This is a genomic window from Confluentibacter sediminis (genome assembly GCF_003258355.1).
In the GTDB taxonomy this organism is placed as follows: domain Bacteria; phylum Bacteroidota; class Bacteroidia; order Flavobacteriales; family Flavobacteriaceae; genus Confluentibacter; species Confluentibacter sediminis.
This window is the reverse complement of sequence record NZ_QKPO01000015.1, coordinates 1-15,052: the sequence shown is the minus strand read 5'-3', so window position 1 is coordinate 15,052 and position 15,052 is coordinate 1. Positions and strand designations below refer to the sequence as shown.

Below are 15,052 nucleotides of genomic sequence, written 5' to 3'. Positions count from 1 at the left end.
TGTGTTTTAGTAACTAGTTTGTATTACTGTGGATTTTGCATCGCCCCAAAGTCCTTCAATATCATAATATTCTCTAATATGTTTTTGAAAAACATGTACGGCAATGTTTACATAATCTATTAAGACCCATTCGGCATTGTCTGCGCCTTCAACATGCCATGGATGATCTTTAAGCTCTTTGCTTACCTTTTTTTGAATGGAATTTACTATTGCGTTAACTTGCGTATTGGAAGTGCCTTCGCAAATTATAAAATAGTCGCAAACCGTGTTTTCAATATCTCTTAAGTCTAAAATATTTATTTCTTTTCCCTTAACATCTTCAATGCCACTTATTATTGCAGATATTAATTGGTCTGCGCTTATATTTTCTTTCGCCATTAATTATATTTAATAATTTGTGCAAAGTTATTATTTTTTTAGTTCTTTATACTTTAAAATAATCATAAGATTTTATATCCATAAAATAACTTCGTGAATGCACATCATCAAACTTAATGCCACCGATTCTACAAATAGCTATATGCGAAGACTAAGTAGTGAAGAAAGCTTAGAAGATTATACTATTGTGACGACTAATCACCAAACACATGGCAGAGGGCAAATGGGTACCGTTTGGAGTTCTGAAAACTCAAAAAACCTTATGTTTAGTGTATTTAAAGATACTTCTGGGTTTGATTTGGAGTATCCTTTTTTAATAAGTATGGTCACCTCTTTAGCCATATTAAAAACATTGCAAAGTTTTTCAATATCTAAATTAGCGATTAAATGGCCCAACGACATTTTGTCAGAAGACAAAAAAATCTGTGGTATTTTAATTGAAAATGTCATAAAACAAAATAACCTGAGTAATACAATTATTGGCATTGGATTAAATGTAAATCAAACGGAATTCAGTCATTTGCCCAAAGCATCCTCATTAAAATCAATAACTGGCTATGTGTTTGATTTAGAGGAAGTGTTGCATGCGATCATAAAAAATTTAAAAAATTATTTTAGAATTTTAAAACGAGGCGATTATTTAACTTTAAAAGTAGAGTATGAAAGCTATCTTTTTAGAAAAGATAAACCCTCAACTTTTAAGGATGCCGAGGGTTTGGTATTTTCTGGGTATATAAAAAATGTATCTTACTTAGGTAATCTTCAGGTTTTACTAGAAGATGATATTATAAAAGAATTTGACTTAAAAGAAATCACGCTTTTATATTAGTTAAATAGCTTTTGGGATACTGGTAGCTAATGTTTCAATAAATTTTCCAATTGGACCTTTTATCATCATAGCCATCATTGGATTAAAATCCCCATTAAAATGTAACTGAACATCACTGGATGTTGGAGAAATAGTGTCGATAGTTGCTGTAAGGGAAAAGTCTAATTTACCACCAGCAGCACCAAGTACAATTTTATTTGGAGGAATAACTTCTTTCTTTTTAAGGATTATTTCTGGCATTCCTTTTAATGCAAACAAAAAACTATCATCACTTAAAACTTCAAATTTACTGATGCTTTCTGGCATCAAGGATTCAAAATTTTTAATATCTGATAAAAATTTAAAAACATCTTCTGATGATTTTTCAATATTAACTTTAGGCGATTCTAAATTCATGATGTTGTTTGCTTATTATTCGTTTGCTGTTAAGTTGGCTGAAATTGTTTTCGACTACAGGTGTCAACAAGAAATATTTTACATTATTTTATGTTCCATTCACTTGGTTTGGAATTCCATTCTGATAACGTTCTCAATTCGTTTTCAGAAATATAATTGGTTGCTAAAGCTTGTTCTAATAAACTTTTGTAATCACTTAATGTGCAAAGATCTATATTTTCTTTTTTGAAGTTTTCAGTAGCCACATCAAATCCATATGTAAAAATAGCAATCATGCCCTTTACATTAATTTTTTCTTCCTTTAAGGCCATAACAGCATTTAAACTGCTTTTTCCGGTGCTAATTAAATCTTCAACTACTACTACATTTTGTCCTTTTTCGATAAAACCTTCAATTTGATTTTGTCTTCCATGTACTTTTGCTTCTGGTCGCACATAAATAAAAGGTAAGCCCATATATTCAGCAACCAGCATGCCAATGCCAATGGCACCTGTAGCGACACCAGCGATAACATCTGGTTTACCATATTGCTTTTCAATTTGATGACTCATGGTTTCACGAATATAGTTTCTTATTGTAGGAAACGACAATATGATTCGGTTATCACAATATATTGGGGATTTCCATCCTGAAGCCCAAGTAAAAGGCTTTTTAGGGCTAAGTTTTATAGCATTGATTTGCAATAACACCTCAGCTGTTTTTCTGGCAGTATCTTTGTTAAAAATCATAAGAGCAAAAATACATATAAATTTAATTTCAACTAGAAGGAAGTTATGAACAAAAATATTTTTTTAAGTTTTGTTAATTTGAAACTAAAAATGATATTTTTACAAAAGTTGAATTTGTTAAATACAAAGCATGTATAAAGTTTTCGTAAACGATAAACCAATAGTTTTAACTACTGTTGAGGAACCTGAAACTTACTTTAAAAACTATAAACTAAAGCAGGTTAAATTGTCTCGAATTATTAGAGAACTTAATTCAACAGATTTACAAGAAATTAGGCTTATCCACAAAAACGAAGATAAACTACTGAAAAAATTCCTTAAAAAATTACCTAACGTTATTGCTGGAGGAGGAAAGGTGTATAATGATAAAGGCGATATTTTGTTTATTTATAGAAATGACAAATGGGATTTGCCTAAAGGAAAAATAGAAGGTGTTGAAACTATTGAAGAAACAGCACTGCGCGAAGTTATGGAAGAAACAGGCGTTGCAGGGCTTGAAATTGTAAAGCCTTTAGAAACGACCTATCATATTTTTAAACGAAATGGTCGTAACAAATTAAAAATAACCTATTGGTTTGAGATGAAAACCAGCTTTTCAGGTGTTTTATATGCTCAGGAATTTGAAGGGATAACCAAAGTGGAATGGTTAAACCCAGAACAAATAAAAGAAGCGCTTAAAAATTCTTACGCAAATATTAAGTTATTGATATGATTATTAGTGTTTTAATCAAAACATTAAAAATAATTCAAAAAACGCGCCTTAATCCCTATTTTAATTCAAAAATCAAGCTAATTTGTAACCAGTAAATTGTCTGTTTGTTGAACTAATTGCTGTGCGGTTTTGTCAAATAAAACCTGTTTTTAATTTTTTTGTAAATCTCTCAAATTTAGATTTTTATATGAAAAGCTACAAACTATCGTTTGCTACTATTTTAATTCTTAAAAATAACTTGGCAGAAGTTATTGTTGATGAAGGTGTTATAATGAATGAAATTATGGTGGATTTATATCATGATTTTTTACTTAGCAATTTACAAGCACCTTTTACACTTTTAATTAATAAGAAGAATTCTTACTCTTATACTTTTGAAGCTCAAAAAATCATAGCTAATTTAAAGGAAATTAGCCGTATAGCTGTTGTGGTTAGTACTAATGGAGCCCTCATGTCAACCGAAACTTTAATAAAAATAAATGAAGGGAATGATTGGAATATTAGATTATTTCAAGAAAAGGAAGCTGCTTTAGTTTGGTTGAATGGTTTTTGATATTCAACCGTTTCCAAACTTCAAACGTTATAGTGCTACTTTATAGGCTATTAATAGAAATAGCTTGTACATATACATATAAGCCGTAAATTTGCCCCCTTAAAATAAAATCATGACAGAGTTTATAAGAAAGCGTGCTGCCAATGCCAAAAACGATATTTTAAGTGGAATTACTGTTGCTCTTGCTTTGGTGCCAGAGGCAGTGGCTTTTGCATTTGTGGCAGGGGTAGATCCTTTAGTTGGTTTGTATGCTGCATTTATGATTGGTTTAATCACCTCTGTTTTTGGTGGTCGACCAGGTATGATTAGTGGAGCTACCGGAGCTTTGGCTGTGGTTATGGTAAGTTTAGTTGCTGAAGGGAACGCCATGGGAATGGAAGGGGAAAATCTAGGCCTATACTATTTGTTTGCTACTGTTATATTAATGGGACTCATACAAATGCTTGCAGGTGTTTTTAAGCTAGGGAAATTCGTTAGACTCATTCCACATCCAGTAATGATGGGGTTTGTTAATGGTTTAGCCATTGTTATATTTTTAGCTCAATTAAAGATGTTTAAGGTTTTTGATGGCACCGATTTTATTTGGTTACAGGGCGATCGGCTTTATATCATGCTAGGTTTGGTTGTATTAACCATGGGAATTATGTTTGGTTTGCCAAAATTGACCAAAAAATTACCTGAAGCTCTAGTCGCCATTTTAGTGGTTTCAGCCATCGTTATTTTTGGTGATTTGAATGTTGCTACTGTGGGTAGTTTTATCCGTGATGGTGGGGGCGAAGGTTTAAAAGGTGGACTGCCTCAATTTCAAACAGATATTTTTAATAAAGTCCCTTTTAATTTCACAACCTTAAAATTTATTTTCCCATATGCATTAATACTGGCGGCTGTAGGCCTTATTGAATCATTAATGACCCTTAATTTAGTAGATGAATTAACCGAAACACGTGGGGATACCAATAGGGAATGTCTAGCGCAAGGAGGTGCTAATATTGTAACGGGATTGTTTGGGGGTATGGGAGGTTGTGCCATGATTGGACAATCATTAATCAATATAAAATCTGGAGGAAGAACGCGTTTGTCTGGTATTACCGCTGCCGTTTTGTTGCTCATGTTTATTCTTTTTGCATCGTCTTATATTGAACGTATTCCTATTGCCGCTTTGGTTGGTGTAATGTTTATGGTAGTTGTTGGTACCTTTGCATGGAGTAGTTTTGGGATTATGAATAAAATACCGCTTAGTGATGTTGTTGTTTTAATAGCCGTGTCAGCATTGACTGTTATTTTCGATTTAGCTATAGCTGTTATCTCGGGTGTTATAATTAGTGCCCTGGTATTTTCTTGGGAAAATGCCAAACGCATTCGGGCTCGTAAGCGTATGCGAGAAGATGGTACTAAAGTCTATGAAATTTGGGGGCCTTTATTTTTTGGTTCTATTATCGCTTTTAATGATAAGTTTGATGTGAAAAACGACCCAGACCATGTTGAAATTGATTTTATTGAATCTAGAGTGAGCGATCATTCTGCTATTGAAGCCATTTTTAATTTGGTGAATAAATATGAAGTTGAAGGCAAATCAATAAAGCTAAAGCATTTAAGTGAAGATTGTAAAATACTCCTTTACAAATCCAGCCCAAAATTCAGGGAAGTTATTGTTGAAGATATTGATGATCCTCGTTGTCATTTAGCAGAAAACCCAGAAGCTTTTACTAAAGGGTTAGGGGCGTATAAGTTGTAGTTTGTGAAAAGTTAAAACAAATTAATAATCGATATTATTTAGCCCTTACACTATCTGGAACGAGTTTGGTATAATCACCATTATTTCTAATAACGTCTCTTACAATGCTTGAACTTATATAAGAAGTCCTGGCGGCAGTTAGTAAAAACACTGTTTCAATTTTTGAAAGCCGTCTATTGGTATGTGCAATGGCTTTTTCGAACTCAAAATCCGCTGGATTTCTAAGACCTCGTAAAATAAAAGGCACTTTAATTTCTTTACAAAATTGAACCGTTAATCCTTCATAGGTTAAAACTTTAACCTTTGGTTCATTTTTAAAGGTGTCTTCAATAAATTTTTTACGATCTTCTAAAGAGAACATGTATTTTTTTTCAGAATTGATTCCAATAGACACAATAACTTCATCAAACAATTCTACGCCACGTTTAATAATATCGTAGTGTCCTAATGTAATGGGGTCAAAAGACCCTGGGAATATGGCTCGTTTCATTTTGTATTAAAGTTATTCAAATATAGCCAATTATTTTAAAGCCTCTTCAATAGCATTGTCAAACAAGGCAGACAGGCTAATGCCAGCCGCTTTGGCTTGTTGCGGTAAAATACTTTCTTTGGTCAGACCAGGAATGGTATTTACTTCCAATAGATGGGGTTCTCCATTCTTAAAAATATATTCACTTCTAGAAAAACCTTTCATTTTTAAAACTTCATAAACCTGTTTAGCTACTTGGTTTACTTTGTCTTCTTCTTCTTTGGTTAATCTGGCAGGTGTTATTTCTTGAGATTTCCCTTGATATTTAGCTTCGTAATCAAAAAAATCGTTCTCGCTAACAATTTCGGTAATGGGTAATACTTTGGTATCGCCTTGGTATGTTATTACACCTACCGATACTTCTTTGCCTTCCAAAAAGGATTCTATTATAATTTCATCGTCTTCCTTGAAAGACACTGCAATCGCTTTTTGTAATTCCTCTTTTTTGTAAACTTTAGAGACTCCAAAACTACTGCCTGCTTTATTGGCTTTTACAAAACATGGCAAGCCTACTTTATTGATAATGGCATCTTCATCAATCTCATCACCAAGATTTATATAAAAAGATTCTGCCATTTTTATGCCATAAGGTTTTAAAACACTTAAGCAATCCCGTTTATTAAAAGTAAGCGTCGCTTGATGCATATCGCAACTCGTATGGGGCATATTCAATAATTTAAAATATGCTTGTATATAACCGTCTTCTCCTGGAGAACCATGTATGGCATTAAACACACAGTGAAACATGGTCTTTTGTCCATTTACGGTAACCGAAAAATCATTTTTATCAATTGGGAATTCATTCTCATTATCATCCACATATACCCATTTATCCTTAAAAATATGGATGCGATAGGCATTATATTTTGAAGCATCTAAGGTTTCGTAAACCATATTTCCGCTTATTAAAGAGATTTTATATTCGCTAGAGTAGCCTCCCATAATGATGGCAATATTCTTTTTCATAGGTAGATGTTTACTGTTTTTTATCGGTCATATTTATTGATTCATCTGTTCGTTATCCCTCGAGTCTTGTATCTTTACTAGTCGTTGCATCGAGTTTTCGTCATGCTCATGTCATGCAAATTTTAAATAAATAAAAGGTTTAACCGTTCTGTAAAAATATCATTTATTTTTTCTAAAAAGAATGAAGAAAGATGAAATAATTATCAAAAATAAAAACCTTTTTATTTTTGATAAACGTATATATAAAACCGAAAATTAAACGAATAGAATTTTTGAATCATATAATTTGTTTAGTTTTGTTAAATATTTTGAATTCATGAGCATTATAAAATTTCTATCCAGTAAAGCGTTTTTAAAACAAATAATATTGGCTCTTGTGGCTATTTTTGTGCTTACTTTTATTTTAATGAAGTGGCTAAATATTTCAACCAATCATGGTGAATTTGAAACAGTGCCAAATCTTACGGGTAAATCTATAAATGTTGCTGAAATGGAACTTAAGAATAATAGGTTGGTACTGCAAATTCAAGACTCAGCAAATTATAATCCAGATTATCCTAAATTTTCAGTTATTGAGCAAGACCCATCGGCTGGAACTAAAGTTAAAGAAGACCGAAAAATCTACATAACGCTCAATCCGTCGGGATATAGAAAAATGTTAGTACCAGATTTAACCGAGAAGACTTTAAGACAAGCTGTGCCCACGCTTGAAGCCGTAGGTTTTCAATTAGGAAAACTTACGTATGTAGATAATATTGGTAAAGATGTGGTGTTGGAAATGCTTTATAATGGAAAAGAAATTCATACTGATACCAAATTGCCAAAAACGTCTAAAATAGATTTGGTGCTCGGCAATGGGAATAGACCCAATTCTGGAACTCCAGATGACGAAACGTCCACCACAAGTGATTCTGAAACCGATAATTAATCTTCTGAAATACCCTTAGATTATTTAAATAAACTCCTCTGGTTAATCCCAGTGACTATATTAAATGGAAGACTATACACCAGAATTTCTTGATGAAGAAAGTGATCTTTATGAGCATTATGCGTTTACGGTTGATAAAGGGCAGAGTCCTCTTCGTATCGACAAATATTTAATGAATCGTATTGAAAACGCCACCCGAAATAAAATTCAGGCAGGAGCTAAAAATGGCAGTATTTTCGTTAACGATATTCCAGTAAAATCTAATTATAAAGTAAAGCCTTTTGATGCTATTCGTGTATTGTTTACACATCCACCACACGAAAACTTATTAGTAGGGGAGAATATACCTATTGATGTGGTTTATGAGGATGATGAGCTATTAGTGGTAAACAAACAAGCTGGAATGGTCGTGCATCCTGGACATGGGAACTATTCTGGAACGCTAATAAATGCTTTGATTTACAGGTTCGATAATTTGCCAAACAACTCCAGTGAACGCCCAGGCTTGGTACATAGAATTGATAAGGATACTAGCGGACTTTTAGTGATTGCTAAAACCGAACACGCTATGGCGCATTTATCATTGCAATTTGCTGAAAAAACCAGTGAACGTGAATATGTTGCTTTGGTTTGGGGAAACATAGAAGAAAACGAAGGCACCGTGGAAGGGCATATTGGTAGACATCCTAAAAACAGATTGCAGAACACGGTTTTTTTAGGTGATGAAGCCGATAAAGGGAAACCCGCTGTCACCCATTATAAAGTAATGGAGCGTTTGGGTTATGTCACTTTAGTGTCATGTAAGTTGGAAACGGGTCGTACACATCAAATACGTGTACATATGAAACATATAGGGCATACTTTGTTTAACGACGAGCGTTATGGAGGGGACCTTATTTTAAAAGGTACCACATTTACAAAATACAAACAGTTTGTAGATAACTGTTTTAAAATCTTGCCACGCCAAGCTTTACATGCTAAAACGTTGGGTTTTAAACATCCTAAAACAGGTGAGTTTATGCGCTTTAATTCTGAAATTCCAGAAGATATGCAACAATGTATTGAAAAATGGCGAACGTATTCTAAATATCAAGAGTTGGAAGATTAAAACTTATTTAACTACAATAATATAAAATCGTTGAAATGTTTTATATCAGTTATTAAATGAATTTCGTTAAAATGTTTTATAAAATCAATAATTTCTAGCTTTCATATAATCATTCAATTCTTTATGTGTCATCGGCAATTTACTGTCTGGGTATTTTTGTAGCCAGCCTTTAAAGTCATTTTTTATGTCATCCGTCCATCTGGCATCAATTTGACCTGCCGAGTATGTTTTTTCACGTAGTCTTTGGAAACCGAACTCATCTTGCAATGCCACAAATTCTGAAGAAATAACCAATTCATCAACCAAATAGGCGGGGATAAATACCGTGCCATGTCTGTTTGCCAACACCACATCTCCCGGTAAGACAGTAGTCCTTCCAATACGAATAGGCATATTGATTGTGGTAAGCATTTCTTGTTGCAGGTACGATGGGTCTTCACCACGATACCAGCCATTAAAGCCTTCAATCTCCAATAAGCCACCTAAATCGCGAATGCCCCCATCAAAAATAACCCCGTTTTTAGAATTGGCATAAATGGCGTTTCCTAAGTTAGAACCTATTAAAGTACCATCTACAATACGGCCATAGCCGTCTGCCACATACACGTCACCAGATTTAAGTATTTCTATAGGCCATGAGTTACTGCCTCCAATAGTATCGCGTTTTTCCAATCCACCTTGTTTTTTAATGACTTGCTGAAAGTCGGGGCGTAATGGCATATATTGTGCGGTAAGGACGCGCCCAGTCATGACATCTTCTGGATGGATGATTTGCCAATTGCCTTCATGTTGGTTGTTGAAGCCTTTATTTCGTAAAAACCCCCAAGCTTCTTCTATGCGTATTTTTTTTAACCGTTGCAAGACAGCATCAGAGACTTTGGGTCTGCCATCTTCTAAACGTTCGCCAGTCCATTTAGAGGTCAGCATTTTAATGTATTCTGGAGTTGCAGTGACTTCTTGAGCCTCTAACGTATAAAGCGTAAGCAGGCTTAAGGTTGCTAAAAGTATTTTTTTCATTTGTAGATAATTATTTGATTTATTTGAAGTTGATTAACTATAAGTTCTATCGTGGGAGCGTCTTTCGTTCCACTCATCGGTAGATTTGAAATAGCTCTTGTCTCTAGGATGTAAATGATCTTTCAAGACATCTTCATTTAACACAATGCCCAATCCAGGAGCTGTAAGTGGCACTCTGGCAAACCCTTTTTCAATCATTTTTCCGCCATCTACCATCGTCACTAAATCTTCCCACCAAGGTAAATCTACTGAGTGATGTTCCAATGCCAAGAAGTTTTGAGTAGCGGCAGCACAATGCACACAGGACATGAATGACACGGGCGTACCGGCTTGATGCATGGCCATAGCCACTCCAAATTCTTCTGCATAATCGCCGATGCGTTTCGTTTCTAACAAACCGCCTGAAGATGCCAAATCTGGATGAATAATGTCTACAGCTCTTTCGTGGATTAACGGTTTGAAATCTTTTAACAAATAAATATCTTCTCCGGTTGTAGTAGGGGTTTCTATGGCATTAGTGATGGTTTTCCATTGTTCGGTATATTGCCAAGGTACCATATCTTCAAACCAAGCTAGTCTGTATTTTTCTAAAGATTTGGCTAAACGGATGCCATTATTTAAATCGAAATGCCCATAATGGTCTGTTGAAATAGGAATGTCATAACCGACCATATTCCGAACATTTTCAACAATACTCGCCAATTCTTCTAAGCCTTTTTCGGTAATCTGTATTTGTGTAAATGGGTGCATGGTATTGGCATAAGACATAGGGTTTTCTTGATCGCCCCATTGCGCCAAATTCGCATTTTTATCCTCCCAAAATTTACTGTTCACTACGGTTCCTGGTTTCCCCTTTAATTCAGTGATGGATACGTCCATTTTTAACCAGGTATAGCCTTGCTCTTTTATTCTGTATTCTATTAATTTTTTTTGTTCTTCAGGAGAACTCGCTTCTGGGGTATCGGCATACATTCTTACTTTGTCACGATAACGTCCTCCTAATAATTGCCAAGCAGGCACATTATAGGCTTTTCCACATAAATCCCATAATGCCATTTCAACGGAACAAACACCTCCTGCTTGTCTTGCAGGGCCGCCAAATTGTTTGATGGTCTTAAATATTTTTTCAACATTACATGGGTTTTCACCCAGAATACGGCTTTTTAAAAATAGGGCATAACGCACATCGGCTGCATCTCTAACTTCGCCCAAACCATAAATACCTTGATTGGTATCTATACGGATAATAGCAGTGCCACCCATAACATTGGTGAGGGCATAGCGCATATCGGTTATTTTTAAATCGGATGGTGATGAAAAGCGATTGACTTTTGAAGTCGTTTGAGCTACCGTGTCTTCAACAGACAAGCCCATAAGACCTGTTAAAGCCATACCGCCCAAGGCCGTTTTTTTTAGAAATGTTCTTCTGTCATCTCCTGTTTTTGGGTTTTCAATTTCTGCTTGTCTGGATACTGTATAGGTTTTTTCTTCCTCTTTGTTTTTAGCAATGAGCTCTTTCAATACATGTTTCATATGTGGTGGTTTTAGTTAGTTGGTACTTGATGATAAAGCATTCAAATCTCAGTTAAGAGATAGAATACTATTTAATATAATTAAAATGTCATAAACTTTATTGTTTGTAATTATTTGAAAGTTAATTTATTGTGTAAAATATTCTAAAAATGAAATTTACTCAAATTTTTCAGAAAGCCAATCAAGTCCCTTATTAGAAACTGCAAAATCTTGCTCACCACTGGCTCCCGAAAATGTTGCTAATAAATAACCTGAGCTAATTTTTTTAATGGCTCCCCCTATATAATCAAACTCTCCAACTTTTACTTTTCTTACTTTGCTTCCGCTGTTTTTAAGTGTTTCTGCCATTTCTCCAGCTTTAGAATTTGCGATAGCTATAAAGTTGTAGCCTTCGTTACCTGTGGCTCCAACTACCAACATTTTAGAAATCCAAGATTGGGTTTGCTCTCCAGGGATATAGTAAACCAAGCCAACACCTTTTATGTTCATATTTAAGGCTTCTTGTTTCATAAGTTGTAAAGCATCGTCGGCATATTTAATAAATGTTTTTTCTGCGTTTTTTTGTTCTTTTGTCATAGTTTGTGCGTTAGTATGAATGGTGAAGATAGCTAGTAAGGAAACTGCGAATAGAGGGTGTAATGGTCTCATTTTAGTGGTGTTGGTGTTAGTTGTAAAACGAAGTTAATTAATTTTTATGAGTAAATTTATTATTTAAATCATCAATTCAATTTATTCATGCATCATAAATAATTGTTGGTTTGCATTTTATAAGTGATATAGTAATTGTAAATTTGGTTTAAAGAAAAACGTTTATGAAATTAGTTTTATCCCCAGCAAAGTCTTTGGATTTTGAAAGTAAAATACCTAACAATACCTTTACCGAAGCTGCATTTTTAAAAGATTCAGAGCGTATCAATAAGTTGCTTAAAAAGAAATCGGCTAAAAGCTTGTCTAAACTTATGAGCATTTCCGATGCTTTGGGACACTTAAACTACGAGCGTAATCAAGAATGGCAATTGCCGTTTACGACCGATAATGCCCGCCAAGCTATGTATGCTTTTAATGGGGATGTGTATCGTGGCCTTGATGCTTACACCATTCCCAAAGAGAAATTTGATAAACTTAATAACACCGTTCGTATCCTTTCTGGTTTGTATGGTTTGTTAAAACCAACCGATTTAATTCAACCTTACCGATTAGAAATGGGTACTAAGTTTGCCATTGGTAAAAACAAGAACTTATATGAGTTTTGGAATAAAACCATTACCAAAGCTTTAAATGAGGAACTAGAGGTGGGGGAATTGTTTTTAAACCTTGCCAGTAACGAATATTTTAAAGCGATAAATACCAAACTGTTAAAAGTACCTGTGTTGACTTGCCATTTTAAAGAATTTAAAAATGGGGAGTATAAGATTATTTCGTTTTTCGCTAAGGAGGCTCGCGGACGTATGGCGCGGTATATTATTGATACCAATGCCAATACTATAGAGGATGTTAAAGGGTTTAACTACGAAGGATACCATTTTAGCGAACCCATGTCAACTGAAACCGAATTAGTATTCATTAGGTGATACTTATTTTGTATCATTGTAGAAACGGTTTTTAACTAAGATTCAATAATGTATTATTATTTTATTATAGCCCTTCAGGCGTATTGTATTTATCATCTATTCAAGAATAGAAATCCGTATTATTGGGTATTTGTTATCTTGTTTCTTCCGTTGATTGGCTGTGTGATTTATTTAATAACCCAGGTTTATAACAAGCGGGATGCCGAGAAAATACAGGATAATTTGGTGTCTATCATTAATCCGACAAAAAAGATAAAGGATTTAGAAAAGAAACTGAAATTCTCCGAAACCTACCAAAACCGCGTTAATTTAGCGGATGCCTTTTTAGAGAATAAAGATTATAACAGTGCCATTCCACATTATTTAGATGCCTTAGACGATAATCTTCAAAACGACTCCTATGTGATTAAACAACTTATAGAATGTTATTTTAATGTGGGAGATTATAATCAAGTGATTCTATATGCTGAAAAGATAAAAGAGAGTTCGGAATTTTTAAAAGTGAGGTCGCAATTTTTATATGGTTTGGCATTAGAGAAATTGGGCAAACTAGAAGAGGCTGAGGCGAATTTAAAAGAAATAGATATTCGATATTCCTTTTATGAAGAACGTTTTGTATTGGCCAAATTTTTATTGACGAGGCATAAAACGGAAGAGGCTAAAGCTATTTTAGATGAAATTTATATGGAGTCCCAAAACATGACCAAACAAAATCAGCGCCTTTATAGACATACCATTGCAGAAGTTGAAAAGCTAAGAAATAGTTTGTAGTTATTTAACAGTGGCTTTGTTGCCGATACTTATTTTGCTTTCTGCCGAACGTTTTTTCTTAATTCGTGGTCTTCTGGTTCCAAAAGTACCTCTGTTTATTTTTCCGCGTTTTGTTTTTTTGTCACCTTTTCCCATAGGATACTAAGTTTTAGTGTTAGATGAATAATATATAAAAAATTAAGATAAAAGCAAAGTAAAAAGTGTTCAAACACACCCATCCCTATCAGCCCTTTATAAAAGAAACCACTAAAAAACTAATTGTTGGTACTTTGCCGCCACCACGTTTTTCTACGGGTAATCTATTGGAAAAAGATGTGGATTTTTGTTATGGCAGTTATTACAATTCGCTATGGTTGTATATAGACCACATTCATCATCTTAAGCTGAGGTATGACAATTCTGAAGAAGCTGTTACTCAGCGGAAACAGTTTTTAATAGAACACCATATTGGTGTTTGCGATATTGTTGAAAGTTGTGAACGCGACAAGATTGATGCCTCCGATTTAGGGATGAAAAACATACAATTGCGTAATTTAATAGGCTATTTAAAGCAGTTTCCTAATATTGATACTTTACTGTTTACGGGCGGGAATAGTAAAAACGGTCCCGAATATTTCTTTAGAAGACATATTAAGGATTATGGGATTAGATTAGAATTGGTGTCGAATGACATTCCAAGAATCCATCAGTTTGTATTGCCTGTTATGGCGAGTGAAACGAAACCATCGCTTCCAACAGAAAGACTCATTAAAACCGTGTCGTTAACCTCCGTGTCCGGAGCTGCTAATATGTCGATAAGTAGCATACCTCTTTATCAGCAATTAAAAGCCAACAACCCTGCGTTTAATACGTTTGACTTTCGAGTCATGCAGTATCGTGAGTTTTTTTAAGTGTGAATGCCAGTTCGACATAATGAAGCACGAGCTATTTTGTATGGAGAGCTCTGGTTTATCTGCTTCTCGATACAAATTTGTTTCGTTGTCCTTCACAAATTCACTCGAAGTGACATTTCGTTATTGATGATGTTTTTTAGTTAGCCTGACAGTTCGAGTGATGCGACGAAGGAGCATCGTATCGAGAACCGTTTTAGTGATGCTGCTTCTCGATACAAGTTTGTTTTGTTGCCCTTCACGAATTCACTCGAAGTGAGATTTCGTTATTAATGATGTTTTTTAGTTAGCCTGTCAGTTCGAGTGATGCGACGCAGGAGCATCGTATTGAGAACTGTTTTCGTTATGCTGCTTCTCGATACAAATTTGTTTCGTTGTCCTTCACAAATTCACTCGAAGTGACATTTC

Annotated in this window: 18 protein-coding genes; 9 read left to right on the top strand and 9 right to left on the bottom strand. The window is 34.4% G+C overall.

Going from position 1 to position 15,052, the window contains the following annotated elements; translation table 11 throughout:
• Positions 1-6: 6 nt before the first annotated feature.
• A complete protein-coding gene (rsfS, locus tag DKT72_RS13745) occupies positions 7-378 on the bottom strand; it encodes a ribosome silencing factor (protein ID WP_111309323.1) in 372 nt (123 codons plus the stop codon).
• Positions 379-475: 97 nt separating this feature from the next.
• On the opposite strand from rsfS, the gene DKT72_RS13740 reads away from it, so the two are divergent.
• The gene (locus DKT72_RS13740) at positions 476-1,207 is read left to right on the top strand and encodes a biotin--[acetyl-CoA-carboxylase] ligase (RefSeq protein ID WP_111309322.1); all 732 of its coding nucleotides are present in this window, start codon (positions 476-478) and stop codon (positions 1,205-1,207) included.
• Here DKT72_RS13740 and DKT72_RS13735 read toward each other — a convergent pair whose 3' ends face one another.
• Both DKT72_RS13735 and pyrE read right to left on the bottom strand, forming a co-directional pair.
• The gene (locus tag DKT72_RS13735) at positions 1,208-1,603 is read right to left on the bottom strand and encodes an SRPBCC family protein (protein WP_111309321.1); all 396 of its coding nucleotides are present in this window, start codon (positions 1,601-1,603) and stop codon (positions 1,208-1,210) included.
• An 83-nt stretch (positions 1,604-1,686) separates the two neighbouring features.
• Positions 1,687-2,331, bottom strand: a complete 645-nt coding sequence (gene pyrE, locus DKT72_RS13730; RefSeq protein ID WP_111309320.1) for an orotate phosphoribosyltransferase — start codon at positions 2,329-2,331, stop codon at positions 1,687-1,689.
• A gap of 130 nt (positions 2,332-2,461) precedes the next feature.
• Between pyrE and DKT72_RS13725 the strand changes: the two genes are divergently transcribed.
• From DKT72_RS13725 to DKT72_RS13715, 3 genes are all read left to right on the top strand, one after another.
• Positions 2,462-3,043 carry an NUDIX hydrolase gene (locus DKT72_RS13725; RefSeq protein WP_111309319.1) on the top strand — a complete coding sequence of 194 codons (582 nt, stop codon included), beginning with the start codon at positions 2,462-2,464 and terminating at the stop codon, positions 3,041-3,043.
• A gap of 187 nt (positions 3,044-3,230) precedes the next feature.
• Positions 3,231-3,596, top strand: coding sequence for a hypothetical protein (locus DKT72_RS13720; RefSeq protein WP_111309318.1), 366 nt, complete (start codon positions 3,231-3,233; stop codon positions 3,594-3,596).
• Between the two features lie 112 nt (positions 3,597-3,708).
• Positions 3,709-5,331, top strand: coding sequence for a SulP family inorganic anion transporter (locus DKT72_RS13715; RefSeq protein WP_111309317.1), 1,623 nt, complete (start codon positions 3,709-3,711; stop codon positions 5,329-5,331).
• A gap of 34 nt (positions 5,332-5,365) precedes the next feature.
• Here DKT72_RS13715 and coaD read toward each other — a convergent pair whose 3' ends face one another.
• Both coaD and DKT72_RS13705 read right to left on the bottom strand, forming a co-directional pair.
• Positions 5,366-5,821, bottom strand: a complete 456-nt coding sequence (gene coaD / locus DKT72_RS13710) for a pantetheine-phosphate adenylyltransferase (RefSeq protein ID WP_111309316.1) — start codon at positions 5,819-5,821, stop codon at positions 5,366-5,368.
• A 30-nt stretch (positions 5,822-5,851) separates the two neighbouring features.
• Positions 5,852-6,826, bottom strand: coding sequence for a D-alanine--D-alanine ligase (locus DKT72_RS13705; RefSeq protein ID WP_111309315.1), 975 nt, complete (start codon positions 6,824-6,826; stop codon positions 5,852-5,854).
• Between the two features lie 316 nt (positions 6,827-7,142).
• Here DKT72_RS13705 and DKT72_RS13700 point away from each other — a divergent pair, with 316 nt between their 5' ends.
• On the top strand, positions 7,143-7,754 hold the full coding sequence (locus tag DKT72_RS13700) for a PASTA domain-containing protein (RefSeq protein WP_111309314.1): 612 nt from the start codon (positions 7,143-7,145) through the stop codon (positions 7,752-7,754).
• Positions 7,755-7,818: 64 nt separating this feature from the next.
• Positions 7,819-8,862: an RluA family pseudouridine synthase gene (locus DKT72_RS13695; protein WP_111309313.1), complete on the top strand. Its 1,044-nt coding sequence runs from the start codon at positions 7,819-7,821 to the stop codon at positions 8,860-8,862.
• Between the two features lie 84 nt (positions 8,863-8,946).
• On the opposite strand, the gene DKT72_RS13690 is transcribed toward DKT72_RS13695, so the two are convergent.
• From DKT72_RS13690 to DKT72_RS13680, 3 genes are all read right to left on the bottom strand, one after another.
• On the bottom strand, positions 8,947-9,879 hold the full coding sequence (locus DKT72_RS13690) for an RraA family protein (RefSeq protein ID WP_111309312.1): 933 nt from the start codon (positions 9,877-9,879) through the stop codon (positions 8,947-8,949).
• A 33-nt stretch (positions 9,880-9,912) separates the two neighbouring features.
• Positions 9,913-11,412 carry a mandelate racemase/muconate lactonizing enzyme family protein gene (locus DKT72_RS13685; RefSeq protein ID WP_111309311.1) on the bottom strand — a complete coding sequence of 500 codons (1,500 nt, stop codon included), beginning with the start codon at positions 11,410-11,412 and terminating at the stop codon, positions 9,913-9,915.
• 156 nt (positions 11,413-11,568) lie between these two features.
• Positions 11,569-12,060 (bottom strand): hypothetical protein, encoded by a 492-nt coding sequence (locus DKT72_RS13680; protein WP_111309310.1) that lies wholly within the window; start codon positions 12,058-12,060, stop codon positions 11,569-11,571.
• Positions 12,061-12,224: 164 nt separating this feature from the next.
• Between DKT72_RS13680 and yaaA the strand changes: the two genes are divergently transcribed.
• Positions 12,225-12,983 carry a peroxide stress protein YaaA gene (gene yaaA / locus DKT72_RS13675; protein ID WP_111309309.1) on the top strand — a complete coding sequence of 253 codons (759 nt, stop codon included), beginning with the start codon at positions 12,225-12,227 and terminating at the stop codon, positions 12,981-12,983.
• Positions 12,984-13,031: 48 nt separating this feature from the next.
• Entirely contained in the window at positions 13,032-13,754 is a 723-nt protein-coding gene (locus tag DKT72_RS13670) for a CDC27 family protein (protein WP_111309308.1), read from the top strand.
• On the opposite strand, the gene DKT72_RS13665 is transcribed toward DKT72_RS13670, so the two are convergent.
• Positions 13,755-13,889, bottom strand: a complete 135-nt coding sequence (locus tag DKT72_RS13665) for a 30S ribosomal protein THX (protein ID WP_111309307.1) — start codon at positions 13,887-13,889, stop codon at positions 13,755-13,757.
• Positions 13,890-13,954: 65 nt separating this feature from the next.
• Between DKT72_RS13665 and DKT72_RS13660 the strand changes: the two genes are divergently transcribed.
• Complete coding sequence (locus DKT72_RS13660) at positions 13,955-14,644, top strand: uracil-DNA glycosylase family protein (RefSeq protein ID WP_111309306.1); 690 nt, start codon at positions 13,955-13,957, stop codon at positions 14,642-14,644.
• Positions 14,645-15,052 lie beyond the last annotated feature (408 nt).